This is a genomic window from Microbispora sp. H13382 (assembly GCF_014161445.1).
Classification (GTDB): Bacteria; Actinomycetota; Actinomycetes; order Streptosporangiales; family Streptosporangiaceae; genus Microbispora.
The window spans coordinates 113,478-140,107 of the sequence record NZ_JABBXA010000008.1 but is presented as its reverse complement, the minus strand read 5'-3'; the positions used below and the strand labels follow the sequence as shown (position 1 = coordinate 140,107).

Sequence of the window (26,630 nt, the reverse complement as noted above, 5' to 3'; positions counted from 1 at the left end):
CGCCCGATAGGAGTAGGAACACTCTCCCCTTCCTTTGTCGGAAACGGTGAGCGATGGTTCCGGGGACGGGGACGCGCAGAGGGCTTCTGGTCTCCAGACGCTGGATTCAGGCAGCGGTGCTGGTGGCCGTGTTCGGGTTCTTCGTCATGGGCTTGCTCGCGTTCCGCACGTACACCGCGGGCCCGCCCGTGCCGCGGCTGGTGGTCGGCGAATCCGGGCAGGAGTTGTACACCGGCCGCGACGTCGCCGACGGGCAGAAGGTCTTCCTGGCCAACGGGCTGATGCAGTACGGGTCGGTGCTCGGGCACGGGGGCTATCTCGGGCCGGACTACACGGCCGACTACCTGCGTCGCGCCGCCACCGCCGCCCTACGGGCCCACGGCGGCGGCGATCGGGCTCGTGAGCGGGTCAGACAGGAGTTCCGTACCAATCGCTACGACCCCCGTACGGGGGTGCTGACCTACACGCGGGCGCAGGCGGACGCATTCACCGCGCTCACCGGGCACTATCGCGACTACTTCGCCGACCCTCGTACGGACAAGGGGCTGCGTCCGCACGCGATCACCGACCCGCGGCAGATCCGCCAGCTGACCGCGTTCCTGTCCTGGACGGCCTGGATCTCCTCGGCCGAACGCCCCGGCGCGGGCTACTCCTACACCAACAACTGGCCCGCCGAGCCGCTGGTCGACAATGCGCCCACCGCCGACACCGTGCTGTGGAGCGTGGTGTCGCTGGTCGCCCTGCTGGTCGGCATCGGGGCGCTGTTCGGCGCCGTCGGCCGGTGGGGCGGCCACCTGGGCTGGCGCGGACGCCAGGCGGAGACCCTCGACTTCCACTCGCCCGATCACGTGGCGCTCACTCCCGCCCAGCGGGTCACCGCGTTCTTCTTCCTCGTCGTCGCGCTGCTCTTCCTCGCCCAGGTGCTGCTGGGCGGCGCGACGGAGCACTACCGGGCCGACCTCACGAGCTTCTTCGGTCTCAACCTGGCCGAGTTGCTGCCCTTCAACCTCGCCCGCACCTGGCATCTGCAGCTGTCGCTGTTCTGGGTGGTCGCCGCCTTCCTCGCGGCCGGCATCTTCCTGGCCCCGCTCATGGCCGGAGGAGAGCCGCGCGGGCACGACAGGCTCGCCTGGACGCTGCTGGCGGCCCTGGCCGTCGTGGCGTTCGGCTCCCTGATCGCGGAAGGACTGAGCATCCACGGGTTCATCCGGCCGGGCGACTTCTGGGGCAGCCAGCAGTTCGAATGGCTCGACCTCCCCCGCGTCTGGCAGATCCTGCTGGCGGGCGGCATGGCGCTGTGGGCGGTGATGATGTGGCGGGTGCTGCGCGGGACGCTGACGAGGGACAGCCGCGGCAACCTGCCCTGGATGTTCTTCCTGTCCGGCCTGGCGATCCCCGGCGTCTACGCGATCGGCCTGCTGGCCCGCCCCGGCGACACCTTCACCGTCACCGACTTCTGGCGGTTCTGGGTGGTGCACCTGTGGGTGGAGGACTTCCTCGAACTGTTCACCACCGCCATGGTCGCCTACATGTTCGTCCAGCTCGGCGTGGTGCGGGAACGGGTCGCCCTGGTGGTGGTCTACCTGGACATCATCCTGTACTCGGCAGGCGGGGTGATCGGCACCATGCACCACCTGTACTTCAGCGGCGAACCCGTGGAGCACCTGGCGCTGGGCGCGTTCTTCTCCGCGATGGAGGTCGTGCCGCTGACCTTCCTGACCGTGGAGGCCTGGTCGTTCGTGCAGCTCGGAGCGCGCCAGCACATGGAGTCACGCACGCCGTTCCCGCACCGCTGGGCCGTGATGTTCCTGGTCGCCGTGGGCTTCTGGAACTTCCTCGGCGCGGGCGTCTTCGGCTTCCTGATCAACCTCCCGATCGTCTCCTACTACGAGATCGGCACCGGCCTGACCGCGAACCACGCGCACGGCTCGATGATGGGTGTGTACGGCATGCTCGCCGTGGCCATGGGCCTGTTCGTGCTGCGCTACCTGATCCCCGCCGACCGGTGGCCGGAGAAGTGGGCCAGAGTCTCCTTCTGGTCGCTCAACATCGGCCTGGCCTGGATGTGCTTCGCCACCCTGCTGCCGCTCGGCCTCCTCCAGCTGTACGAGTCCGTGGCCTCCGGCTATTTCGAGGCGCGCTCCCTGGGCTACCTCACCGGCCGCACCAACACCCTGCTCGAGTGGCTGCGCCTGCCCGGCGACGCGCTGTTCATCGTCGGCGGCGTCCTGCCCTTCTGCCGGATCGCCTGGCTCGGCGTACGCCACCGGGGACGGCAGGCAACCGCCGACCCGGTCACCGGGGTCACCCCCGCGCCCCGGCTGTCGGACATCCGGGAACCGGTGGACACAGCATGATCTTCACCATGGAGGCGGTCCTGGCGGACGGCTACGCGGCCGGACTGCTCGCCACCGCCGCCGGGCTGGACCGCCTGGCCCGCCACGTCGCCGTACGATCCGAACGCCACCGCACCGGGGGGTTCACCTACCGGCCGGAACACGACGCCTGGGTATGCCCGGCCGACCAACTGCTGTGGCCGGTCGGGCAGGACCGGCACCATCGGCTTTACCGGGCCAAGCCCTCGGTCTGCAATGCCTGCCCGGGCAAGGCCGGCTGCACCCCCTCCCGCGACGGCCGGGAGATCGTCCGGGCGCTGCTGCCCTGGCCGCACTCGGAGGTGGGGCGCTTCCACCGCGGCCTCGCCCTCGTCCTGGTCGTCCTGGCCGCATCGCTGACGCTCATCCAGGCGGTACGCCACCCCGCCTGGCCCGACCTCGTGCTGGCCGCCGCCACGCTCGCGGCCACCGGCCTGACCGGATGGCTGCTGACCCGCCATCTCCGCGCCACCCCCGCCGGTTTCCCCGAGCCGGAAAGCGCGGCAAAGAACGGCGACCGCTACACCACCGTCTGGAGGTCGGAATCGTGATCTGGGCAGTCGCCGCGGCGGTCCTTCTCCTCGCGGGCGGTCTGACGGGGTTGCGGGTGCTACGCGAATACGAGCGGGCCGTCGTCTTCCGGCTCGGCCGGCTGCTGCCGATCGCAGGGCCCGGGCCCGTGCTCCTGGTTCCGCTGGTCGACCGGATGGTCCGCGTCGACCTGCGGACGATCGCCCTCACCATCCCGCCGCAGGAGGCGATCACCAGGGACAACGTCCCCGTCCGCGTCAACGCGGTCGCCTACTTCAAGGTCGTGGACCCGGTCCGCGCGGTGAACGAGGTGGAAAACCACGCGGTCGCCACCTCCCAACTGGCCCAGACGAGCCTGCGCTCCGTGCTCGGCCGCCACGACCTCGACGCCCTGCTCGCCGATCGTGACCGGCTGGGTGAGAGCCTGCAGAAGGTCCTCGACGAGCAGACCGAGCCCTGGGGCGTGAAGGTCGACCTGGTCGAGATCAAGGACGTCGAGATTCCCGAGGCCATGCAACGCGCCATCGCGCGCCAGGCCGAGGCCGAACGCGAACGCCGGGCCAAGGTGATCAACGCCGAGGGCGAGATGCAGGCCGCGCAGAACCTGCGCGACGCGGCGCTGACCCTGTCGGCCGACCCGGCCGCCATCCAGCTGCGTTACCTGCAGACGCTGCTGGAGCTGGGAGGTGAGGGCCGGTCGACCATCGTCTACCCGGTGCCCGTCGACCTGCCCGCGTCCTCGCCGGGGACCGGCCAGTCGCGCATGTCGCCCGCCGTGCTCGCCGCCGCCGCCCACGTCCCGTGCGGCTGCGCCTGCGCACAGGGCGGGAGCACCGGCCCTCCTGGCAACCCTTAACAGCAGGCAACACCCGAGAGAACAAAAAAATTGGGCGCTTCGTTCTCTTGAACTCCTCGTGTTTATGACGATAGGTTAGGCGCCATGATCGCACCCAGGACTCCGACGACCGCCGAGGAACTGCGCGGGGCCGGCCTGCGGGTGACGGCCGCCCGCGTCGCACTGCTCGAGACCGTCCGTAGCGGTGACCACCTCGACGTCGAGGCGATCGCCTCCGGGGTCCGCGATCGCGTGGGCCACGTCTCTCTGCAAGCCGTGTACGAAGCCCTCCATGCCCTGACCGCAGCGGGACTCGTCCGCCGCATCGAACCGGCCGGCAGCCCGGCCCGGTTCGAGGGCCGCGTCGGCGACAACCACCACCACGTCGTATGCCGGTCGTGCGGTGTCGTCGCCGACGTCGACTGCGCGGCCGGTGAGGCGCCGTGCCTGACCGCGTCCGACGACCACGGCTTCACGATCGACGAGGCCGACGTCATCTACTGGGGCCTGTGCCCCGGCTGTTCCAACGCCCGCGCTTCCTGAGCCCCATGATCGACTAGTTCCAGAAGGATTCCCTTGACCGAGAACCACGACGCAATCGTTGTCGACCCGAAGACGGAGGGTGAAGGCGGCTGCCCGGTCGCGCACACGCGCGCCCCGCACCCGACCCAGGGCAACGCCAACCACCAGTGGTGGCCGGAGCGGCTCAACCTCAAGATCCTCGCCAAGAACCCCGCCGTGGCCAACCCCCTCGGCGAGGACTACGACTACCGTGAGGCGTTCAAGTCCCTCGACCTCGCTGCGGTCAAGCGGGACATCGCCGAGGTGCTGACGACCTCCCAGGACTGGTGGCCGGCCGACTTCGGCCACTACGGCCCGCTCATGGTCCGGATGGCGTGGCACAGCGCGGGCACCTACCGGATCAGCGACGGCCGCGGCGGCGCCGGGTCCGGTCAGCAGCGCTTCGCCCCGCTCAACAGCTGGCCCGACAACGGGAACCTCGACAAGGCCCGCCGCCTGCTGTGGCCGGTCAAGAAGAAGTACGGCAAGAAGATCTCGTGGGCCGACCTCCTGGTCCTCACCGGCAACGTCGCCCTGGAGTCGATGGGCTTCGAGACCTTCGGCTTCGCCGGCGGCCGCGTGGACGCCTGGGAGCCCGACGACGACGTCTACTGGGGCCCCGAGACCACCTGGCTCGGCGACGAGCGCTACAGCGGCGACCGTGAGCTGGAGAACCCGCTCGCCGCGGTCCAGATGGGCCTCATCTACGTCAACCCGGAGGGCCCGAACGGCAACCCGGACCCGCTCGCCGCGGCCCGCGACATCCGTGAGACGTTCCGCCGCATGGCGATGAACGACGAGGAGACCGTCGCCCTCATCGCCGGTGGTCACACCTTCGGCAAGACCCACGGCGCGGGCCCGGCCGACAACGTCGGTCCCGACCCCGAGGCCTCCCCGATCGAGCAGCAGGGCCTGGGCTGGAAGAACGCCTACGGCACCGGCAAGGGCGGCGACACGATCACCAGCGGTCTCGAGGTCATCTGGACGCCCACCCCGACCACGTGGGACAACACCTTCTTCGAGGTCCTCTTCGGCTACGAGTGGGAGCTGTTCAAGAGCCCCGCCGGCGCCAACCAGTGGCGGCCGAAGGACGGCGCCGGGGCGGGCACCGTCCCCGACGCCCACGACCCGTCGAAGCGTCACGCCCCGACGATGCTGACGACCGACCTCTCGCTCCGGTTCGACCCGATCTACGAGCAGATCTCGCGGCGCTTCCTGGAGAACCCCGACGAGTTCGCGGACGCCTTCGCCCGGGCGTGGTTCAAGCTGACCCACCGCGACATGGGCCCGGTCTCCCGCTACCTCGGCCCGGAGGTCCCGAGCGAGGTGCTGCTGTGGCAGGACCCGCTGCCCGAGCGGACGTACGAGCTCGTCGACGCCGCGGACATCACCGCACTCAAGGAGCAGATCCTCGCCTCGGGTCTGTCGGTGTCCCAGCTCGTCTCCACCGCGTGGGCGTCGGCCGCGTCCTTCCGCGGCAGTGACAAGCGCGGCGGCGCCAACGGCGCGCGCGTCCGCCTGCAGCCGCAGGTCGGGTGGGAGGTCAACGACCCCGACCAGCTCGCGGCCGTGCTGGGCACCCTGGAGAACGTGCAGCAGTCGTTCAACTCCGCCCAGACCGGCGGCAAGCAGGTCTCCCTCGCCGACCTGATCGTGCTCGCCGGGTGCGCCGCCGTGGAGAAGGCCGCCAAGGACGCCGGCTTCGACGTCGAGGTGCCCTTCACGCCGGGTCGCGTGGACGCGTCGCAGGAGCAGACGGACGTGGAGTCGTTCGCCGCGCTCGAGCCTGCCGCCGACGGGTTCCGCAACTACTACGGGAAGGGCAGCCGCCTGCCGGCCGAGTACCTGCTCATCGACCGGGCGAACCTGCTGAACCTCAGCGCCCCCGAGATGACGGTCCTCGTCGGCGGCCTGCGCGTCCTGGGCGCCAACCACCAGCAGTCGAAGCTCGGTGTCCTCACCGAGACCCCCGAGGTCCTGACCAACGACTTCTTCGTCAACCTGCTCGACCTGGGCACGGAGTGGAAGCCGGCCTCGGAGGACCAGACCACGTTCGAGGCGCGCGACGCCGCCACGGGCGAGGTCAAGTGGACCGGCACCCGGGCCGACCTCGTCTTCGGGGCCAACTCCGAGCTGCGCGCGGTCGCGGAGGTCTACGCGAGCGACGACGCCAAGGAGAAGTTCGTGCAGGACTTCGTCAAGGCGTGGGACAAGGTGATGAACCTCGACCGGTTCGACCTGATCTGATCCCGGCATGACCGTCCGGGCCGGCCCGCGCGGGCCGGCCCGGACGGTCGCCGTTTCAGGCGGGCAGGCAGGAGTTCAAGCGGGCAGGGAGGCGTAGAAGCCGGCGAGCCGGCCGCGGACGTCCGGCTCGGCCTCGGCCTCGGCCCGGCCGGGCTCCTGGAAGTAGCTCACATAGAACTCCTCCTCTCCGCCCATTTGCGCGAGCACCTCGCTGGGCCGCGGCCCGCCGCGCGGGGCGTACGGCACGCTCAGCAACCCGACCGCACGGCGGAGCCCTGCTGAATCGTGCCGCCGGTCCGGCAAACCGCTCCGGGCCCGCCGCGGCACCTGACCGATGCCGGCACCTATCGCCCGTACACCGGCACCCACGTCATCCGGGCGCCTTGCGGCTGAGGTGCTCCCAGGCGCGATACTTCGCCACACGGTCCTGAAGGTTCTGCTGGACCATGTCGTAGGACGCGGCGCCGACGATGAGACGCCGCGGCGGCTCCGGCAGGTCCACCAGCTCCATGATCACGGGAGCGGCGGTGTCCGGGGCTGGACCGGCGTCGTCGCCCCACATCTCGATCAGCTTGTCGCGCAGCTCCTGGTAGAGCGGGTCGGGCGTCGTCATCGTGGTACCTGTGGTGAAGAGGCCGGTGTCGTAGCCGCCCATCTGGACGATGGTGAGCTTGACGCCGAACTGCTCGGCCTCCATCGCCACGGCCTCGCTCACCGAGTCGAGCGCCGACTTGCCGGCCGCGTACAGGCCGACCATCGGGAAACCGCCGCCGGTGCCCATCGTGGTGACCTGCAGGATGCGCCCGCCGCCCTGGGCCCGCAGGTGCGGCAGCACGGCCTGGGTGACCCAGATCGCGCCGAACAGGTTGACGTCGAAGTGGGCTCTGATCTGCTCCTCCGTCGCCTCCTCCAGCATGCCCAGGAGCATGGCGCCGGCGTTGTTGACCACGATGTCGAGCCGGCCGAAGGCCGCGACCGCCCGCTCCACGGCCGCGAGGACGGCCGTGCGGTCGGTGACGTCGAGCGACAGCCGCACCAGGTCGTCGGGATATCGCTGGGCGAGGTCGGCGAGCGGTTCGACGTTGCGCGCGGCCCCGACCACCCTGTCGCCCGCCCGTAGCGCCGCCTCCGCGAACGCCCGGCCCAGTCCTCGTGACGCGCCCGTGATGAACCACACCCGGGTCATGGGCTCCACCCCTCTTGCTTGGGTCCGTTGAGACGAGACAAGACGGTACGTCTTGCCTCATGCACAGTCAAGACGCAACGTCTCGTCTTATCACCGTGGTACGATCCGGGGCATGGTCAAGCAGCCCAATCCCGCCCGCCGCAGCGAGCGCTCCCGGCAGGCCATCCTCACCGCGGCCCGCGAGCTGGTTCACGAGGTGGGGTACGCCAAGCTGTCCATCGAGGCCATCGCGGCCCGGGCCGGCGTGGGCAAACAGACCATCTACCGCTGGTGGCCCTCCAAGGGCGCGGTGGTCCTGGATGCCTTCCTCGCGCTCAGCGAGGCCGGGCCGGAGCGGAGCATGGCACTGCCCGACACCGGCGACCTGGAGGCCGACCTCAAGGTGGTGATGCGGGCGACGGTGGCCGAGTTCGCCGACCCCGCATTCGAGGGCCCCATCCGCGCGCTCAACACCGAGATCATCAACGACCCCACCCTGGCCGCCCAGTATCGCGCCAAGCTGGCCGGCCCGGTGGACGAGGCCAAGAAGGACCGGCTGCGCAGCGCGCGGCGAGCCGGGCAGCTCGCCGCCGATGCCGACCTCGACCTGGCGCTCGAACTGCTGTACGCGCCCCTCTACCAGCGCTGGCTGCTCCGCTCCGGCCCGCTCACCCCTGAGTACGCCGACGCCCTCGTCGAGTGCTTTCTCAAAGCCATGCGGCCGGACATCCACCAGTTCACGGACGGCGAGGGCTCCGGGAAACCGGAGAAGCAGTAACCGAACCGGCCAGTGGCGTCAGCGAGCCGGACTCCAACCTCCTCGGGCGGATCACCGCCCCGCCGTCCTGGCCTCAGAGCGCCACCGGGTAGGTCTCCGGGACCTCTCCGCGCTCCCAGCGGGCCGTACGCTCCAGGGGCTCCACCGCGCCGGTCTGGTCGATGTGGACGACCGCGTCGAACTGGTCGGGCAGACGGGTCTGGAAGTAGTGGCTCCGCCGTTCCGTGCCCGGACGGTAGACGACCCCGATGGCCCGTTCGAGCAGCGCCCCCCGCAGTGCGTCCGCCGCGCCGGCCGGACGGGCGAGATCGACCAGGAACTCCTCGTGCCCGACCTCGTGGAACAGCTCCTCGACCGAGCCGGGCAGCGCCGGGCGCACGTTCTTCCGCTCGGCCGGGTGACCCCAGTCGCCGGCCGCCGTGACGGTGCCGGTGTAGGTGGTGAAGCCGATGAGCCGGCAGTCCTCCGGGTTGTGCTCGCGGACCAGCCGGCCGAGGTTGAGCTCGCCGCGCGCGCCCATCTCCGTCGCCCGCGCGTCGCCGAGGTGGGAGTTGTGCGCCCACACCACGATCCTCGCCGGCTCGCCGCGTTGCCAGCCGAGGTGCTCGGCCAGCGCGAACAGCGTGTCGGCCATGTGCCGGTCGCGCAGGTTCCACGACGACACCCGGCCGCCGAACATCGTGCGGTAGTACCGCTCGGCGGCCGCCACCACCGCGGCGTTCCGCTCGGCGTGGAAGAACTCGTCCTCGCCGAGCAGCCCCTGCGCCCGCTGGTAGCGCAGCGCGTTGCGCTGGAGGTCGACGAGCTGGTCGACCACCCGCCGCTCGCACGACTCCCCCGCGCCGAAGGCGGCGGCGAAGCCGTACGCCTGCCCGTCGTCGCCGTCGCTGTGGTCGAAGCAGGCGTATCGGTCGCGGGCCTGTTCCGCCGCGCCGGGGTCCACCTTCTCCAGGTACGCGATGACCTCGTCGGCCGAGTGGTGCAGGCTGTAGAGGTCGAGCCCGTAGAAACCGGCCCGCGCCCGCTCGTCCAGCCGCTCGTTGTGCTCGCGAAGCCACCCGGCGAACTCCAGCACGTCCGCGTTCCGCCACATCCAGGTGGGGAAGCGCCGGAAGCCGCGCAGCGCCTCCTCGGCGGACGCGTCGTCGCCGCGCCCCCGGACGTACCGGTTCACCCGGTACGCGTCGGGCCAGTCGGCCTCCACGGCCACGGCGACGAAGCCCTTCTTCTCGATGAGCCGCCGCGTCATGCGGGCGCGCGCGGCGTAGAACTCGTGGGTGCCGTGCGACGCCTCGCCGATCAGCACGAACCGCGCGTCACCGACGAGGCCGAACAGCACCTCGTCTGAGGGAACGCCCTCCTGTGTGGGAACGAGCTGCGAGCGCAGGATCGCGAGGCCGGTCCGGGCGGGCGCCGCCCGAGCCCGCGCCGAGACCTGGGCGGCCGCGGCGTGCAGCAGCTTGCGCACCTCGTCGTCCGTGATCCGGCTGAAGTTCCAGTACGACTCCCCCGCCGAGAAGAAGGGCGTGGGCGTGGTCGCGCAGACGATCTCGTCCACCAGAGCCGACAGCTCCTGACAGGTCGACCGCGGCGCGGCGGGCACGGCGACCACGATCCTGGCGGGCTCCCGCTGCCGGACCGCGCGGACGGCGGCTCGCATGCCCGCGCCGGTCGCCAGTCCGTCGTCCACGATGATCACGATTTTGCCGTGCAGCTCCGGCGCGGGCGCGTCGCCCCGGTAGGCCCGCTCCCGCCTCGCCAGCTCGCGGGCCTCCCGCTCCACCACCTGCCGGATGGTGTCGGACTGGATACCGAGCCCGCGGACGACGTCCTCGTCGAGCACGATCACTCCGCCGCCGGAGATCGCCCCCATCGCGAGCTCCTCGCGGCCGGGCGTGCCGAGCTTGCGCACCGGCAGCGCGTCGAGCGGGTGGCCCAGGTTCGTCGCCACCTCGTACGCCACGGGCACGCCGCCGGGCGGCAGGCCGAGGACGACGACGCCGGGCAGTCGCCGGTAGTGCCCGAGGAGCCCCGCGAGCACCGAGCCCGCGTCCCGGCGATCCGAAAACAGGCGATCATCCATGCGGCCCGCCTCCCGGTCGCGCAGCCGAATACCCCCTTGCGAGCAGCGCAAACACGGCAGAGGATCGCCGGGACGAAGTGTGCGTCGTGTACCTCCCACGGTGGTCGACGCGGTACTCGCGATCGGGTGCTTCCTGAGCATCATGGTCATGGCCGTGCTCAACCATCGCCTGGAGTGGTGGGTGGCCGCCCTGGCCGCGGTGAGCACGCTGCCGCTCCTGTGGCGGCGGCGGTTCCCCCTGCTCGTGAGCGCCGTGACGGGGGCCGGCACCGGCGCCCTCTTCCTCACCGGCTCGATGGGCGGGATCCCCGCCGCATCGCTGATCGCGACCTACGGCCTCGCCTCACTGTCCCCTCCCGCGCGGATGCTGGCCGGAGTGCTCTGCACCATCGCGGGGTTCGCCTCCGCGGCGGTGCTGCAGCATCACCAGCCGCTCAGCTACGGTCCCACGGCGGCGGCGTTCGTCGTCGCCTACGCCCTGGGCGCCGGCGCGCGAGCGCGCAGGGACCGCATCGCCGTCCTCGAAGAGCGCGCGCGGCGGCTCGCCGCCTTCCTCACCCGCACCTTGAGGTGAGCGCCTTCGTCCCGAATCCCGGACCTGGCCGGGCCGGTCGCTCACCGTCAGCGCCTCTTCAGCAGAAGCTCGGTGTTACGGTCGCCGGGCAGGCCCGCCAGCCCGCTCCGCATGCCTGGGGAGTTGAACGAGAGCTCCCGGTAGAGCGCGGCCAGGCCGCTTTGGGACAAATCGGTGAAGTCGGTGCGGTGCGGCGCGGCCGACTCCACCAGCGTGGTGAACAGTGACAGCGTCCCATCATGGTTGTCAGCCAGCTCGACGACCCTCGCCAGCTGCGGGTAGTCGACGTGGGAGGCGGTGGAGACCTCCCAGAAGCCGTGGTGAGCGACGATCTTGTTGAGATGGGAGTGACCGTTGACCCACGCGGCCACGTTGCCGTGCTTGCTCAGCACTGCCAGCAACTCCTGCCCGCCGTGGCGCTTCTCGTGCGGGCGGGCCGGATGGGGGGCGAGGTTGGTCATGGCCCAGCTCGGGTGATGACTGAAGATCAGCGCGGTGTCGTCGGCGTGGGTCTTCAGGGTCCGCTCCAGCCAGGCCAGCTGCCGCGTGCCGACCGATCCGCGGTAGTCGCCGCCGCGATCGGTGGTGTCCAGGCTGATGCCGACGACCCCGTCGGCGATCCGGAAGGAGTAGTCCAGCCGGCCGCTGTCGAGATTGTCCCGGGTGTAGCCGTGGCCGACGGGTCCCGAGCCGGTGTAGGCCGGGTCGAGGTGAGCGGCGATGTAGGCGTGCGGGCTCAAGGGGGCGCGGCGCTCGTCGGCGGTGACCGTGCGGGCCTTGCCCTTGTAGCGCTTCCACGCGGTGCGGAAGCGGGCGCCCGTGGGGTCGCCCCGGCGCAGTGCCTGGTAGACGGCGCCGGCCTCGGAGGCGGGCAGGGCGAACAGCTTGCGCGAGCCGGTGGCCAGATCGGCGAAGAAGCCACCGGCCGTGGAATAGGCACCGCCGAAGAGCTGGTCGTGATTGCCGACGGTGGAATACCACGGTACGGCCAGGCCGGGGCTGCTCACCTCGCGGATGACCGCCTCCAGGAAGCCGTCCAGGCGGGGGAACCCTACCCGCTTGTCGACGTCGCGCTTGCCGGAATCGGGCTGCCAGTAGAGGCCGAGGCCGGAGTTCTGCACGCCCTCATACCCGCCGGGGTCGCCGGTGTTGGGGGTGAAGCGGCCGCCGGTCATGGCGGTGAGGAACCACTCCATCTCGATCCGGGAGTTGTTGTCGGTGTTGTCACCGGTGGTCATGACGAAGCCGATCGGCGCCCGGGTGGCCGGGCCGTACCGCAGGGCGTTGACCTGTTCGATCAATGAGACGGCGCCGACGGCGGTCAACGCCTCCTGCGGGCGCCAGGAGCCCGTGTCCCCGGCCCGCAGGAACTCATAGCGCTGCGGGTTCTGCACGTCGGTGATGTGCAGGTCGGTGAACTGGACGAAGCAGGCGAGCGCCGTACGGCGGTCGGCCCTGCCCTTCTTGGCCTCGGCCAGCTCGGTGCGGGTCACCCGCCGCCAGCCGGGGCCGTCGGACAGCCTGCGGTATCCGCCGGTGCCGTGGCGCGGTCCGGCGACGGTGTGGACCGTCGTCGAGGGCGTCACGGTCGAGGAGATGGCCGGGGCGGAGGAAAGTGCCATCTCCAGCGCGACGCCCGAGGCGGTCATACCGGAGGCGAGGAGGAAGGCGCGGCGGCCGAGGGCGGGACCCATGATGCTCCCAGTGGTGGCGTCGAGGGATGCGTCCACTGGGGATGTTTGACAGTGGGAATGACTCCCGGCCTAACACGGCTGAAACGCTGTCCAGCCATATATGGCCTAGAAATAGCCGTATGTGATACGGACACCTGGTGACAGCAGGCCGGAAGCCTGCCGCTCTCCCGCCGTTCAGATAGGGCGTGGTCTCGGGTGCGCGAGGTCGCCTGCGGTCAGCGGTAGGTGAAGCAGTAGTTCGACTTGGCCTTGAACCGGTGGAAGGCCTGCTGATCGGGGTAGCGCCAGCGGCAGCCGGCGTCGCGCCGGCTCTGGGTGAGGTACATCGTGTCGCCCTTCCGCTTGACGCAGTACGCGCCGGGCGTGGGCGTCTCGCGGTATTCGACCCACTCCCAGCCGAGCGTCACGCAGTACTCGGTGAAGTGTCCCGGTCCGAGCTCCACGAGCCGCTTCGCCGGCGTGGGCGAGGGCCGCGCCGGCGTCGACACCGGCGAGTCGGCCGGGACCGGCGCGGTCGTCCGCGAGCGGCGGGCGGTCGGCCGTGCGGTGACCGTCCTCGTGGGGGCGGGCCGCGTGGTGTCCGGCCCGGCCGTGGACGGTCTCACCCGGGGCCGGCCCGAGGAGACGGGCGACGCGGACCGCGACGGCTTGGCCGTGCGGCCGGGCGACGGGGCGGCGGACGGCGATGAGGCACCGCCGGCTGCCGGGGCCGTGCCGGCCGCCGCCCGCTCCGTCGTGGAGGCGCCGGTTCCCGCGAAGGGCGGGTGCAGAGACGGCAGCAGCGCGACGACGGCGGCCACCGTGACCGCCACGGCCACGACCACGGCGGCGACGGTGGCCCCCACCCGCCCGCGCCGGCCGCCGCCCGGCGCGGTGTCCGGCGCGGTGCCCGGCGCGGTGCCCGGCGCGGGCGTGCCGGGCGGGCTCACGGGCGGCCCGGACGAGCCGGAGGTCGCGACGGCGGACGCGGCCGGGCCGCCCGGCGGTGACCCGGCCGAAGCGGATTCGGCGGGCGCGGACGGCATGGCCGGCGCCGCCGGCGCACTTCGCGGGTCGTGGCGCGGGCCCACCAGGTGGTCGAGGATCTCCCGTGCGGCCGGGCGGCGTGCCGGATCCTTGGCGAGGCAGGCCGTGAGCAGGTCGCGCAGCGGCGCCTCGACGCCGTCCAGGTCGGGCTCGTGGTGCAGGATCCTGTTGATGATGGCGGGGATCGCGTCGGCGCCGAACGGCGCGCGTCCGGTGGCGGCGAACGCGATGGTGGACGCCCAGGCGAACACGTCGAGGGCGAAACCGAGCTCGCCCGCCGTGAACTGCTCGGGCGCCATGTAGGCGGGCGTCCCAACGATCTGGCTGGTCATCGTGCTCGTCCCGGCGAGGGCGCGGGCGATGCCGAAGTCGATGACCCGAGGCCCGTCCGGTCCGATCAGCACGTTGTGCGGTTTGAAGTCGCGGTGGAGGACCCCGGCGTCGTGCAGGGCGACCAGAGCGGTGGCCGTGCCGATGGCGAGCCGTTCGAGCGCGCCGCCCGACAACGGCCCCCGCGCGGCCACCACCTCGTTCAGCGAGGGCCCCTGGACGTACTCGCTCACGATGTACGGCCGGCCGCCGTCCATGCCGGACTCGAGCACCTGGGCCGTGCAGAACCGGGCGACCCTCCGGGCGAGCTCCGTCTCCCGGGCGAAGGCGGCCTGGGCCACGGCGTCCTGGCCGAGCCGCGCGTGGAAGAGCTTGACGGCGACGAGGTCGCCGGACTCCGACTCGCCGAGGTAGACGACGCCCTGCCCTCCCTCGCCTATCCTGCCGGTGATCCGACAGGAGCCCAGGCGTGCGGGATCGCTCGGCTCCAGCGGCTGCGGCATGACTCTCCGGGGGGTCGGGGGCACGTACGAACCCCCAGTATCCCCGCGGAAGATCGCTCTCAGGTCCCGTTCGCGAGGATCGCGCTGAGCCGGCGACCTTGCCGTGTCCTCGGCCGAGCCATGACGGGACAAACGCTCTCCCGCGTCGGCCCGCACACCGGCCGTGTGCCTGGCATGCCTTCCACCCCGGGGTGAAAGAGATCAGTGACGGGATATGTGCGGAAATGTTGGGCCTTGACGGATGACTCAACCACTGTAAAGGTTCTTTTCAGAGAGCGCTCTCACGTCTCGTCCACCCCCCAGAAGGACTGCCGTGAGACTGACCGTGCTGACGGGCGTGGCGGTGTTCGCCGTCGCGCTCGTCCTCCCGGGCGTGCCCGTGCACGCCGCCCCCTCCCCCGTCCCCCCGCCGGGTCCCGCCGCCCCCTCCACCGGCACCGCGGCGACGATGCAGCAGGCGCTGCAGCGCGATCTGCGCCTGACCCCCGAACAGGCGCGGGTCCGCCAGACGCACGAGGCCGCGGCGGCGGCCGTCGAGCGCCGGGTGCGCGCCGAGCTCGGCGACCGCTTCGCGGGCGCCTGGTACGACCCGGCGCAGCAGCGCCTGGCCGCCGGTGTCCTCGACGCGGGCGACACCGAGCGTGTACGCGAGACGGGGGACGCCGAGCGTGTACGCGAGGCAGGTGCCATCCCCGTCTCCGTGAAGCGCGGTGACAGGCAGCTGAACGACGTCAAGGCCGCGCTCGACCGGGCCGCCGGCCGTGCCGGGACCGGCGTCTACGGCTGGTACGTCGACCCCGCCGCCAACGCGGTCGTTGTGTCGGCGGCCGACCGGGCCGCGGCTGAAGGCTTCGTGCGGGCCGCGTCCGCGGACGCGGCGGCGACGCGGATCGCCGTCGCCCAGGCTCCCCGTCTCGTGTACGACCTCCGGGGCGGCGACCAGTATGTCATCAACGGCAACGTGCTGTGCTCCGTCGGGTTCTCCGTGAACAACGGCGGGTTCGTCACGGCCGGGCACTGCGGGCGCGCCGGCAACCCGACGCTGGGCTACAACAACGCCGCCCAGGGCACATTCGCCGCCTCGTCGTTCCCCGGCGACGACTACGCCTGGGTGCGCACCAACGGCGACTGGACGCCGCGCCCCTGGGTCAACGACTACGGTGGCGGCACCGTCCCCGTGGCCGGCTCGCAGGAGGTCCCGGTCGGGGCCTCGATCTGCCGCTCCGGACGCACCACCGGCTGGCGCTGCGGGGTCGTCCAGGCCAGGAACGTCACCGTGAACTACTCCGGCTCACTGGTCTACGGACTCACCCAGACCTCCGCCTGCGCCGAGGGGGGCGACTCGGGCGGCGCCTACATCTCCGGCGACCAGGCCCAGGGCGTCACCTCCGGCGCCGCGGGCAACTGCTCCACCGGCGGCGTCACCTTCTTCCAGCCGGTCAACGAGATCCTCGGCGCGTATGGCCTGAGCCTCACCACCACCGGCGGCGACACGAGCTCACTGATCAGCGGCCTCAACGGCAAGTGCGTCGACGTACCCGGCGCCGACTTCCGCGACGGCGCCCCGCTGCAGATGTACACGTGCAACGGCACCATCGCACAGAAATGGACGTTCACCGGCGGCACGCTGCGCACGCAGAACAACCTGTGCATGGACGTCGCCTGGGGATCCAGGGACAACGGCGCGGTGATCCAGATCGCGACCTGCAGCGGCAACCCCGCTCAGCAGTTCGTGCTCAGCGCGGCGGGCGACCTGGTCAATCCGCAGTCCGGCAAGTGCGTCGACATCGACGCCTGGAACACCGGCGACGGCGCCCGGCTGATCCAGTGGGAGTGCCACGGCGGCGCCAACCAGAAGTGGCGGCGGGGCTGATGCCGATGATCCAGCTTCGCCGGACTCTCGCCGCCGCGTCCGCCCTCCTGCTCACGGCGGCCTGCCTGATCCTCACCGGGCTCACCGGGCTCACCGTGCCCGCCGCGTCCGCCGCCGTCTGGCAGCCGAAGACGCCGCCCCTGTCCACGCCCTGGACCGCCCAGGTGTCCCCCGCCAACGCCCTGCCCGACTATCCGCGGCCCCAGCTCGTCCGGTCCGACTGGCTCAACCTCAACGGCGTGTGGGAGTTCACCGGCGCGCCGAACCTCGACTCGCCCCCGGTCGGCCGGACGCTGCCCGAGGGCGTGCTCGTGCCGTACCCGATCGAGTCGGCGCTGTCGGGGATCAAGCGCCACGAGGACACCATGTTCTACCGGCGGACGTTCACCGTCCCGTCCGGCTGGTCCGGGCGCCGGGTGATGCTCAACTTCGGGGCGGTCAACTGGGAGACCCGGGTGTGGGTGAACGGCGTCCAGGCCGGCCGGCACACCGGCGGCTACGACGCCTTCTCCTTCGACATCACCTCCGCCCTGCGGTCCGGGGACAACGAGCTGATCGTCGGGGTGTCCTCGCCGATCGACGGCGGCACGTTCCCCATCGGCAAGCAGCGCCGTAACCCGAGCGGCATCTGGTACACCGCGTCGTCGGGCATCTGGCAGACGGTGTGGCTCGAACCGGTGAACGCCGCGCACGTCACCCGGCTCGACACCACGCCCGACGTGCCCGCCGGCGTCCTGGACCTGGTCGTGCGGGGCACCGGCGACCAGGCCAGGGCCGAGGTGCTGAGCGGCGGCACGGTCGTCGGCTCGGCCACCGGCGCGGTCGGCTCGCACATCCGCGTCCCCGTCCCGAACGCCCGCCTGTGGTCCCCGGACGACCCGTTCCTGTACGACCTGCGCGTCACGCTCACGGGGAACGGCGGCGGTGACGTCGTGACCGGTTACTTCGGCATGCGGTCGATCGGCAAGGCGGTCGTCGGCGGCGTGCTGCGCCCGGTGCTGAACGGGAAGTTCGTGTTCCACCTCGGCACCCTCGACCAGGGCTACTGGCCGGACGGGATCTACACCGCGCCGACGGACGAGGCGCTGCGCTTCGACCTGGAGCGGCAGAAGGCCCTGGGCTTCACCATGGTCCGCAAGCACATCAAGGTCGAACCCGCCCGCTGGTACTACTGGGCCGACAAACTCGGACTGATGGTGTGGCAGGACATGCCCTCGCTGGACGCGGTGGACGACCCGCCGGAGCGCAGCCACGCCAACTACGAGTCGGAGCTGCGCAGGATCGTCGACCAGCTCAAGGGGATCACGTCGATCGTGATGTGGGTCCCGTTCAACGAGGGCTGGGGCGAGTACGACAACCAGCGCATCGTCGACCTGGTCCGGTCCATCGACTCGACCCGGCTGATCGACCACGACTCCGGGTCGAACTGCTGCGTCTCCGACCCGGAGCCCACGAACGGCGACGTGATCGACGACCACTGGTACCAGGTGCCCGGAGAGGGCGACACCCGGCTTCCCACCGCCACCCGGATCGCCGTGCTCGGCGAGTTCGGCGGCCTCGGCCGGCGCGTCCAGGGACACGAGTACCAGCCCGGCGCCGGATTCGCCTACGGCGACCTGTACCCCGACGAGGGGTCGCTGACCAACCGGTACGTCGAGATCACCAGGCAGGTGGAACGGCTCGTGCACACCCGCGGGCTGTCCGCCTCGGTCTACACCGAGCCGTACGACGTGGAGAACGAGGTCAACGGGTTCTACACCTACGACCGCCGGGTGCCGAAGATGACCGAGGCGCGGGTGCGGGAGGCCAACCGGCGCCTGCTGGCGGTCGCGGCGGGCACCGACGTTCCCCGGGGTGAGCCGGTGTCGCTGCGGGTGACCACGCCCGGCTACACCGGCCGCTACCTGCGCCACCAGGACGGGCTCGCGCGCACCGACGTGATCGACGGCGGGAGCGCCGACCTGGCCAAGCAGGACGCCACGTTCTGGACGCGCCCGGGCCTGGCCGACTCCTCGTGCGTGTCGTTCGAGTCGCGCGACTTCCCCGGCGAGTATCTGCGCCACTCGGACTACCGGCTGCGCAGGGACCGGCAGGACGGCACGGCCCTGTTCGCGGCCGACGCGACGTTCTGCCCGCGCGAGGGGCAGGGCGGGACCAGGCTGGAGTCCTACAACCTGCGCGGCCACTTCGTCCGCCACTACAACGCGCTCGTCTACGTCGCGAAGCAGGGCGGCGCCAACCCCTGGGACGCCGCCGCGAGCTTCGCCGCCGACACCACATGGGCGGTGACCGTCCCACTGTGGCGCAGCGGCGCCGGCCTGCCGCTGGACCAGGCCCGGTCGTTCCGGGTCACCACTGCGGGGTTCACCGACCGCTACCTGCGGCACCGGGACAGCCTGGCCCGCACCGACGTGGTCACCGCCGGGAGCGACGCGCTGCTGAAGTCCGACGCCACCTTCGTCGTACGGCGCGGCCTGGCCGACCCGACCTGCTACTCGCTGGAGTCGCGCAACTATCCGGGCCGTTACCTGAGACACGCGAACTTCCGGGTCCGTCTGGACGCCCCGGACGGCGGTGAGCTGTTCCGCCGCGACGCCACCTTCTGCGCGCAGCCCGGGAGCACCCCGGGGAGCGTGCGCCTGGCGTCGCTCAACGAGCTGGGCACCAGCGTCCGGCACTACGCCGAGGAGGTCTGGGTCGCCTCCGGCGGCGGCGCGCATCCCTACGACAACCCGGCCTCGTACGCCGAGGACGTGAGCTGGGCCGTCACCGCCGCCTGGGCGCCCTGACCGGAAGGAGAGCCGTCGTGCGGAGGGCTCCGCACGACGGCTCGAAAGGTGCTACGCCGCGCGGCCCTCCAGGCCGGCGATCGCGATCGTCCCGGAGGTGCCGCGCAGGCCGAAGCCGTAGCGGAAGCCGTCACGGGCCTGCGGCGTGGCGAGCGCGCCGCCGATGTCCGCCGTACGCAGCGGACGCCACCGGCCGCCGGTGTAGGCGAAGGAGGTGATCGTGTCGCCGGACAGCACCAGCGCGAACCGGTCGCCCGGTTCCAGGCTCAGCGGGGCGTCGCCGGGCGTGTCCAGGAACCGGCCACCGACCCGCACGTTGATGCCCGACTGCTTGCGGGTGTTGTTGTACCAGGCGGTCACGTAGTTCCCGGCGTCCTTGACCCAGCCGGTGAACAGGCTGTCCTCCGGGCTGCCGGTCCCGGCGAACGTCCCCGCCGTCACCACGCTGATGGCGTCGGCGGACGACAGCGCCGCCGGTCCGGCGACCAGGCCGAAGAACGGCCGCGTGCCACCGCCCGCGAACCGGCCGCCACCCGCCGTGACCGCCGGCAGCGCCTCGCCGCCCTCGGGCTTATGGAGGGTGTAGCCCGCCGAGGTGTCCGTGCCGAAGTCGTCCCGGATTTCCGCCTTCCCGTACGCGTCCGGGTCGAGCCCCACGGTCACCTGATCGTAGGGGCTCACGGCCCGCGCCGACCCGTCGTACTCGGCGGTCGCGCGCAGCGGGTGGGCGCCGGGGCGCGGCGCGGTCCCGGCGGGCGGCCCGACCCGCCAGCGTACGGTGAACTCGCCGCCCGGCCGGACCACCGGGGTGCGCGGGGTGTCGACCGGCTCGGCCGACCAGCCCGGCGGCACGGCCAGCGAGGCCGTGACCCGGGTGGCGGGCGTGCGGCCCCGGTTGGCGAAGGTGGTGGTCACCTCGACGGGGACGCCGGGCCGCGCCTGCCCGGCGACGGCCACGTCCACCGTGGTGTCGGCCGCGGCGGGTGACCACGCCTGCAGTTCGGTCACGCCGACGTACGCGCCGGGCGGATTGCCGAACACCAGCCGGATCTTCGTCGTGGTCAGGGGCGGGAACGTGACGCGGTTCAACGCCGCGCCCACGGGCCGTTCGGGGGTGCGCGTCTGGCCCGGCACCTCGCGCCACGCCGCGCCGTCCCAGTACTCCAGCCGGTACGACGCCGGGGCCCTCACCCCGCCGCCGTCGTCGTAGGCGTGGAACCGCACGTCATTCACCCGGGTCGGAACGCCGAAGTCCACGCCGAGGTGGTCCTCGTCGTTCGGGGAGCGGTAGTTGGTCCAGCGGTTGTGCGGGACGTCGTCGTAGTAGATCCGCCCGTCCACGGCGTCCCACACGTTGTCGATGCCGTTGGTGTACGACGCGAACGGCTTGGGGTAGCCGGCGCCGTACGGGTTGGCGGCGTCGTCACTCGGCCGCGACGACCGGCCGGGCGTCACGGCGGCCGGCACGCGGGCGGTCAGCTCGCCGATGCCGGCCCGGTGCGCCGCGGGCCTGCCGTCCACGTAGACGCGCATGCCCGCGCCCTGGCCGTACCTGGTGCCGTCGCGGTCCCACAGGACCGTCACGTTGTGCCCGTGGTAGGGCACGTTCTCCAGCGCGAAGTAGTCCCACCCGGCCGGGACGAGCGGGTTCAGCACGACCCTGCCGTCCGGCTGCGGGCGCAGCCCGATCAGGCCGCTGATCACCAGGTCGTTGAAAGTGGAGTGGTTGTAGTGCTCGCTGTGTCCCCGGGAGTCGTAGATCCAGCGCGGCTCGTCCGGGTGGTGCGCCTCGGCGACGTACGGGCGGCCGTCCTTGTACTGCGTGAGCGCGTAGCCGCGCAGCAGGGCGTAGTAGTCGGCGGCGGTGACCACGTCCTGGTCGTAGTCGTCGAGCAGGTTGGCCATCGCGGTGAGCGTCGTCGAGGTGGAGTAGGGCCAGCTCGGCCCGTCCCAGTGGCAGCAGCCGCTCAGCGCGTCCCGCATGAACAGCGGGCTGCGCCGCTCCGCGGTGGCCGGGCCGTACGGCGCGGCGAACCCCTGCGGGTCGAGCAGCTGCGCCCACGCCTTCTCCGTGCCCGGCTCGGCCATGTGGAACGCCCACGGCACGAACCCGATCTGCTCCCGGGTGGACACCAGCCGCTGCCGAGGGTCCAGGTCCGCGCGGGCCTTGTGGTAGAAGAAGGACCGCTCGGGGTCCCACAGGTGACGGTGCAGCGCGTCCCGCAGCGACGCCGCCCGCTTCTCGAACTTCCCGGCCAGGGCCTTGTCGCCGCTCATCGTCGCGATGGCGGCGATCGCCCTTGCGTCGCCGTACTGGTAGGCGTTCAGCGTCGGCCGGTAGCCCGCGCCGCCGTGGTAGGGGTCGGCAGGGTCGGTCTCGTAGGAGGAGGCGGTGTACTCCATCGCGTCCCACACCGGCACCGACCAGTACAGGCCGAGCTTCTTGTCGTACTGGCCGCCCCACTTGTCGTACTGCCGGACCAGGTCGGGCAGCAGGCCCTCGACGAAGGAGGCGCCGCCGGTGACCAGGTAGCGCTGGTAGGCGGCGTCGGCCGCCCACCAGGAGTACTGGTGCGCCCAGTCGTCGGTGTCCTTGTTGACGTAGTCCTCCCTCGGCTTGGGACCGGCGCCCGGCCCCTGCAGCCAGTACGTGAGGTAGTCGTCGACCGGGCGGGTGTCGCGCAGCCACCGCCCCTCGTAGACGTGGTGACCCGCGGCGGCGACGATGCCGCCGAGCGGGGCGGAGTATCCGGGCGGGTTGTGGAACTCGGTGATGACGTGGCCGGTCGCGGAGTCGGTGTAGCGGATGTGCCGTTTGTAGGTGCTCCAGCGGTAGTAGTAGACGTCCTGGATCTCCCGGTCGGGCACCTCCAGGAACGGGATGTTGGCCTTGTACCACTCCGGCTCGGCGTAGCCCGACACGAACGCGTCGTGGTCGAGGAAAGCGGTGCCCTTCCCGACCTCCGGGTACGTCGCGGGCGGTGCCTGGCCGGGGGCGGCCTCGGCCGTGGCGGGGATCAGGGCGGTCGGCGCGGCCAGCGCCGCGAGCGTCGCGAGCACGGCGACGGCGTGTCTCATTGCCACCTCAGGCGTTCTCAGCATTCCGGCGTTTCAGGGGTTTTCCGGAATGACGGCGGCTCGGCGGTGCCCGGCTCTCCCATATCGGATCGGGTACGACCGAATCTGTTCGATATTGCACAGTCTTGAGCACTACTGACAGAAAGACAAGATGTCTCTGCTTGCTTCCGGCCGGACCCGAGCGGAGCGTTCCGGTTACAGGTGCGTCCCATGGGTACGCCCCGGCACACATGCCTGTGCTTGCGAGGTGGGCCATGAGGTGTTCCACGTCGCGTCTCACGTGCGCGCGTTCCCGCTTACGCCGGCGCGCCGGCGCGTGCGTCGCCGTCCTCGCCGTCCTCGCGCCCGCGGCGGCGCCCCGGGTGCGGCCCGGGGCCGACGTCATGCAGAAGCTGCTGGACGACCTGGTGCGCAGGGACGGCTTTCCGGCGGCCCTCGCCTCCGTACGGGGCAGGGACGGGCGTGTCCGCAGCTACACGGCGGGGGTGGGTGACCTGCGGACCAGAGCCAGGGCGCCGGTGGACGGGGAGGTCCGGATCGGCAGCAACACCAAGACCTTCGTCTCCGTGGTCGTCCTGCAACTGGCGGGCGAGGGAAAGGTCCGGCTGGACGAGCCGGTCGAGACCTATCTGCCCGGCCTCATCCGAGGGAACGGGAACGACGGCCACCGCGTCACCGTGCGGCAACTGCTGCAGCACACCAGCGGCCTGCCCGAGTACACGGCGTTCCTGGACCTGGCCGTCGCGCCATACCGGTACGACTACTACGAACCCCGCCGGCTACTGGACATGGCTTTACAGCAGAAGCCGGCCTTCTCGCCCGGCACCCGGTGGAAGTACACGAACACCAACTACATCGTCGCCGGGCTGCTCGTCGAGCGGGTCACCGGCCGCCCGCTGGCCGAGGCGATCACCAACCGGGTGATCAGACCGCTCGGTCTGCGCCACACCTACTTTCCCGCGGTCGGCGAGCGAGGCGTCAGGGGACCCCACCCGGACGGCTACCAGCAGGACCTGGGCAAACCGCTCGTCGACATGACCGACCTGGATCCCTCCTGGGCTTGGGCCGCCGGGCAGATGGTCTCCACCCCGGCCGAGATCAACCGTTTCTTCGGCGCCGTCGTCCGCGGCAAGCTGCTCAGGCCCGAGCAGTTGAAGGAGATGCGCCGCACTGTCGCCGTCTCCCCAAGCGCACCCGGCAAGGGCTACGGACTCGGGCTGTTCCGCCGGCCCCTGAAATGCGGCGGTGAGAGCTGGGGGCACGGAGGCGACATTCCCGGCTACTCGACCTGGAACTCGGTCACCGATGACGGCCGTGCCGCCGCGATCGCCGTCACCCGGACCCCGTTCCCCTCCGACGCCGCCGAGCAGCACCTCGATGCGGCGATCCAGACGGCCCTGTGCGGCAGGTGAATGCACGGGGAGATGCGCGAGGGCACCCCCGCGGGTGGCGGGGGTGCCCGTGGCGCTCCTCCTGGTCAGGAGCGCGTCATCGCGGTTTCGCCGGTCAGGAGGCGCTGCACGTCAGGGTCGGCGTGTCGGCGCTGCCGTTGGCGGTGAAACCGAAGGTGGTGGTGCCGTTGGCGGACAGCGTGCCGTTCCACGACTCGTTGCGCACGGTGACCGAGGCGCCGGAGCCGGACTTGAGGCCGCCCCACAGCTGGGTGATGGACTGCGAGCCGGACCAGCTCCAGTTCACCGTCCAGCCCCTGACCGACGAGTTGCCGGCGCGGACCGTGACCTCGGACTGGAAGCCGCCGGGCCAGGAGTTGACCGTACGGATCGTCGCGCCGCATCCGCCGGGCTCCGGCGAGTCGCCGGGCGACGGGCTGACCGGGGGCGTGGGGCTCGGACTCACCGGCGGGCTCGGGCTCGGGCTCACCGGCGGGGTGGGGCTGGGCGAGGTGTCCGGAACGGCGGCGTTGAGGGCGTTGAGGACCGCGTCGTAGGCGGGCTTCTTGTTGCCGCCGCTGAACAGCAGCGGGGTGTCGCCCGAGCGCCAGGAGTCCTGGTCACGGACGCCCCACACGGTGATGCCGTTGCAGCGGGGGACGGCCAGGCAGTCGTTGACGACGTTGGCGTAGGTGGTGGGGGAGGCGCCCTGGATGTCCAGCTCGGTGATCTGCACGTCGACCCCGAGGGCGGCGAAGCTGGAGATGGTGGTGCGGTAGTTGCTGTTGTAGGGGCTGCCGCTGTTGAAGTGCGACTGCAGGCCGACGCAGTCGATCGGCACGCCGCGGGCCTTGAAGTCCTTGACCATGTTGTAGACGCCCTGCGTCTTGGCCCAGGTCCAGTTGTCGATGTTGTAGTCGTTGTAGCAGAGCTTCGCGTCGGGGTCGGCGGCGCGCGCGGTGCGGAAGGCGACCTCGATCCAGTCGTTGCCGGTGCGCTGGAGGTTGGAGTCGCGGCGGCCGCCGTTGCCGTCGTCGAAGGCCTCGTTGACCACGTCCCAGGCGTAGATCTTGCCCTTGTAGTGGGCCATGACGCCGTTGATGTGGTTGATCATGGCCTGGCGCAGCGCGCTGCCGCTGAGCGACTGCATCCAGCCCGGCTGCTGCTGGTGCCAGGCCAGGGTGTGGCCGCGGACCCGCTTGCCGTTCTGCACCGCCCAGTTGTAGACCCGGTCGGCGTTGGTGAAGTTGAACTGGTTCTGGTTCGGCTCGGTCGCGTCGATCTTCATCTCGTTCTCGGCCGTGACCATGTTGAACTCACGGCCGGCGATCGTGGTGTACTGCGAGTCGCCGAGCTTGCCCGCACTGATCGCCGTACCGAAGTAACGCCCGCTGCGGGCGGCGGCAGCGCCCAGGGTCGTGGCCGGCGGGCCTCCGGTCGGGGTGGCCGAGGGGCTCACCGGCGGGGTCGGAGACGGGCTGTCCGGCGGCGTGGGCGACGGAGAGGGAGACGGCGAGGTCGTCGTGGTGCTGTTGAGGCCGAGGAAGTCGATCGCGTAGGAGATCATGCCACCCAGCGGCAGCGAGTGGCCCTGACCGGAGACGCTGACGCCCTCGACCGGCGGCTGCGTGCCGGTGCTGCCGTACCGGGTGCGGGTCCAGCCCGACGAGGGGCTGTCGGTGGACGCCGGCGTCTGGCTGAGGCCGTGGAGGTTGGTCCACTGCTTGATCTCTTCGCCGAAGTTGTTGTAGTGCAGCGTCGTGTCGGTGGTGCCGTGCCACAGCTGCATGCGGGGGTAGGAGCCGCTGTAGCCGGAGTACATCGAGCGGGCCAGGTCACCCCACTGCTGGGCGGTCTTGATGCTCTGCCCGCCGGAGCACTGGCTGTTCCAGGTGGAGCCGTCGGTGGTGGCGAAGCACCCCGCCGGGACGCCGCTGAACGCCGAGCCCGCCGTGAACACGTCCGGATACTCGGCCGCCAGCACGTTGGTCATCATCGCGCCGGAGGAGACGCCGCTGACGTAGACGCGGCCGGGGTCCACGTTGTAGCGCGACTTGGCGTAGTCGACCATCGACATGATGCCGACCGGGTCGCTGCCGCCGCCCCGCCTCAACGCCTGGGGTGAGTACACGTCGAAGCACTGGCCGCTGCGCGTGGCCTCGGGGAACACGATGATGAACCCGTACTGGTCGGCCGCCGTGACGTAGTCGCGGAAGTACCCGCTGAACAGTGCCGACGCGGTGCCCGTGCAGTAGTGGACGGCGACCAGCAGCGCGGGCCGGGCGGCCACCCGGTCCGGCACGTAGATGTACATGTTCAGGTTGCTCGGGTTGTTGCCGAAGCTGGTCACCCGGGTCAGCGAGGCCGCGGCTGCCGGTCTGGTGACCAGCAACGTGGTCACCGCGACCACGGGCATCAGCACGGCGGCCAGTAAGGCCACGATGCGTCGTCTCACGTGGACTGTCCTTCCTCCGGTTGCGCCGATCCGGACGAGCGCCGGCGACGCCTGATGTTTCCGAAGACTGCATAAAACTTTCAGGCCGCTCAAGCCGCAGGTCCACGGCGAACCGGCCGAGCCATGGAGCGGGAGGTCAGGGGTGGCGAGCACCGCTCCACGGGTCAGTCGTTCTGGAAAGTTTCATGTCAGCTCCGAAAAATTCCAGCGTCGCTCCGCTGGGACGCGCCGTGAGAACGGCTCGCGGACGGGCATGGTCCGGAGAGTCCGGCGCAGCCGGCGGCGCGAGCGGGCGGGGACCAGGGGCCGTGCCGTACGGGACGGCGGCGACGACGACGAGGA

Annotated in this window: 16 protein-coding genes; 10 read left to right on the top strand and 6 right to left on the bottom strand. The window is 71.3% G+C overall.

The window, feature by feature from the left end; translation table 11 throughout:
• Nucleotides 1-116: 116 nt before the first annotated feature.
• From HHX41_RS18045 to katG, 5 genes are all read left to right on the top strand, one after another.
• Nucleotides 117-2,357: a nitric-oxide reductase large subunit gene (locus tag HHX41_RS18045; protein ID WP_220504185.1), complete on the top strand. Its 2,241-nt coding sequence runs from the start codon at nt 117-119 to the stop codon at nt 2,355-2,357.
• Complete coding sequence (locus tag HHX41_RS18040) at nt 2,354-2,926, top strand: hypothetical protein (protein ID WP_182906902.1); 573 nt, start codon at nt 2,354-2,356, stop codon at nt 2,924-2,926. Before HHX41_RS18045 ends, HHX41_RS18040 begins: the two co-directional genes overlap by 4 nt.
• Nucleotides 2,923-3,762, top strand: coding sequence for a slipin family protein (locus HHX41_RS18035; RefSeq protein WP_220504184.1), 840 nt, complete (start codon nt 2,923-2,925; stop codon nt 3,760-3,762). The genes HHX41_RS18040 and HHX41_RS18035 overlap by 4 nt, the downstream gene beginning before the upstream one ends.
• An 84-nt stretch (nt 3,763-3,846) precedes the next feature.
• Nucleotides 3,847-4,284 carry a Fur family transcriptional regulator gene (locus HHX41_RS18030; protein ID WP_182906900.1) on the top strand — a complete coding sequence of 146 codons (438 nt, stop codon included), beginning with the start codon at nt 3,847-3,849 and terminating at the stop codon, nt 4,282-4,284.
• A 33-nt stretch (nt 4,285-4,317) separates the two neighbouring features.
• Nucleotides 4,318-6,549 carry a catalase/peroxidase HPI gene (gene katG, locus HHX41_RS18025; protein ID WP_182906899.1) on the top strand — a complete coding sequence of 744 codons (2,232 nt, stop codon included), beginning with the start codon at nt 4,318-4,320 and terminating at the stop codon, nt 6,547-6,549.
• Between the two features lie 370 nt (nt 6,550-6,919).
• Here katG and HHX41_RS18015 read toward each other — a convergent pair whose 3' ends face one another.
• Nucleotides 6,920-7,735 (bottom strand): SDR family NAD(P)-dependent oxidoreductase, encoded by an 816-nt coding sequence (locus tag HHX41_RS18015; protein ID WP_182906898.1) that lies wholly within the window; start codon nt 7,733-7,735, stop codon nt 6,920-6,922.
• A 112-nt stretch (nt 7,736-7,847) separates the two neighbouring features.
• Between HHX41_RS18015 and HHX41_RS18010 the strand changes: the two genes are divergently transcribed.
• Nucleotides 7,848-8,492: a TetR/AcrR family transcriptional regulator gene (locus HHX41_RS18010; protein WP_182906897.1), complete on the top strand. Its 645-nt coding sequence runs from the start codon at nt 7,848-7,850 to the stop codon at nt 8,490-8,492.
• 73 nt (nt 8,493-8,565) lie between these two features.
• On the opposite strand, the gene HHX41_RS18005 is transcribed toward HHX41_RS18010, so the two are convergent.
• The gene (locus tag HHX41_RS18005; RefSeq protein WP_182906896.1) at nt 8,566-10,575 is read right to left on the bottom strand and encodes an erythromycin esterase family protein; all 2,010 of its coding nucleotides are present in this window, start codon (nt 10,573-10,575) and stop codon (nt 8,566-8,568) included.
• 100 nt (nt 10,576-10,675) lie between these two features.
• Here HHX41_RS18005 and HHX41_RS18000 point away from each other — a divergent pair, with 100 nt between their 5' ends.
• The gene (locus tag HHX41_RS18000) at nt 10,676-11,149 is read left to right on the top strand and encodes a hypothetical protein (protein ID WP_182906895.1); all 474 of its coding nucleotides are present in this window, start codon (nt 10,676-10,678) and stop codon (nt 11,147-11,149) included.
• A 47-nt stretch (nt 11,150-11,196) separates the two neighbouring features.
• Here the strand turns inward: HHX41_RS18000 and HHX41_RS17995 are convergent, their stop codons facing one another.
• Both HHX41_RS17995 and HHX41_RS17990 read right to left on the bottom strand, forming a co-directional pair.
• The gene (locus HHX41_RS17995) at nt 11,197-12,879 is read right to left on the bottom strand and encodes a TIGR03767 family metallophosphoesterase (RefSeq protein ID WP_220504183.1); all 1,683 of its coding nucleotides are present in this window, start codon (nt 12,877-12,879) and stop codon (nt 11,197-11,199) included.
• Nucleotides 12,880-13,058: 179 nt separating this feature from the next.
• Nucleotides 13,059-14,702, bottom strand: coding sequence for a serine/threonine-protein kinase (locus HHX41_RS17990; protein WP_182906894.1), 1,644 nt, complete (start codon nt 14,700-14,702; stop codon nt 13,059-13,061).
• A gap of 313 nt (nt 14,703-15,015) precedes the next feature.
• Between HHX41_RS17990 and HHX41_RS17985 the strand changes: the two genes are divergently transcribed.
• Complete coding sequence (locus HHX41_RS17985; RefSeq protein ID WP_220504182.1) at nt 15,016-16,575, top strand: ricin-type beta-trefoil lectin domain protein; 1,560 nt, start codon at nt 15,016-15,018, stop codon at nt 16,573-16,575.
• 5 nt (nt 16,576-16,580) lie between these two features.
• A complete protein-coding gene (locus HHX41_RS17980; protein ID WP_182906893.1) occupies nt 16,581-19,364 on the top strand; it encodes an AbfB domain-containing protein in 2,784 nt (927 codons plus the stop codon).
• Nucleotides 19,365-19,415: 51 nt separating this feature from the next.
• Here HHX41_RS17980 and HHX41_RS17975 read toward each other — a convergent pair whose 3' ends face one another.
• Complete coding sequence (locus tag HHX41_RS17975) at nt 19,416-22,442, bottom strand: MGH1-like glycoside hydrolase domain-containing protein (protein WP_182906892.1); 3,027 nt, start codon at nt 22,440-22,442, stop codon at nt 19,416-19,418.
• Nucleotides 22,443-22,696: 254 nt separating this feature from the next.
• On the opposite strand from HHX41_RS17975, the gene HHX41_RS17970 reads away from it, so the two are divergent.
• Nucleotides 22,697-23,854 (top strand): serine hydrolase, encoded by a 1,158-nt coding sequence (locus tag HHX41_RS17970; protein ID WP_182906891.1) that lies wholly within the window; start codon nt 22,697-22,699, stop codon nt 23,852-23,854.
• Between the two features lie 94 nt (nt 23,855-23,948).
• Here the strand turns inward: HHX41_RS17970 and HHX41_RS17965 are convergent, their stop codons facing one another.
• Nucleotides 23,949-26,288, bottom strand: a complete 2,340-nt coding sequence (locus HHX41_RS17965; protein WP_182906890.1) for a PHB depolymerase family esterase — start codon at nt 26,286-26,288, stop codon at nt 23,949-23,951.
• Nucleotides 26,289-26,630 lie beyond the last annotated feature (342 nt).

Bases quoted from the DNA above. Each gene is read 5' to 3' on its own strand.
- HHX41_RS17975 (WP_182906892.1), bottom strand. From the start codon at position 22,442: ATGAGACACGCCGTCGCCGTGCTCGCGACGCTCGCGGCGCTGGCCGCG.
- HHX41_RS18010 (WP_182906897.1), top strand. From the start codon at position 7,848: ATGGTCAAGCAGCCCAATCCCGCCCGCCGCAGCGAGCGCTCCCGGCAG.
- HHX41_RS18005 (WP_182906896.1), bottom strand. From the start codon at position 10,575: ATGGATGATCGCCTGTTTTCGGATCGCCGGGACGCGGGCTCGGTGCTC.
- HHX41_RS17980 (WP_182906893.1), top strand. From the start codon at position 16,581: ATGATCCAGCTTCGCCGGACTCTCGCCGCCGCGTCCGCCCTCCTGCTC.
- HHX41_RS17970 (WP_182906891.1), top strand. From the start codon at position 22,697: ATGAGGTGTTCCACGTCGCGTCTCACGTGCGCGCGTTCCCGCTTACGC.
- HHX41_RS18030 (WP_182906900.1), top strand. From the start codon at position 3,847: ATGATCGCACCCAGGACTCCGACGACCGCCGAGGAACTGCGCGGGGCC.
- HHX41_RS17990 (WP_182906894.1), bottom strand. From the start codon at position 14,702: ATGCCGCAGCCGCTGGAGCCGAGCGATCCCGCACGCCTGGGCTCCTGT.
- HHX41_RS18015 (WP_182906898.1), bottom strand. From the start codon at position 7,735: ATGACCCGGGTGTGGTTCATCACGGGCGCGTCACGAGGACTGGGCCGG.
- HHX41_RS18040 (WP_182906902.1), top strand. From the start codon at position 2,354: ATGATCTTCACCATGGAGGCGGTCCTGGCGGACGGCTACGCGGCCGGA.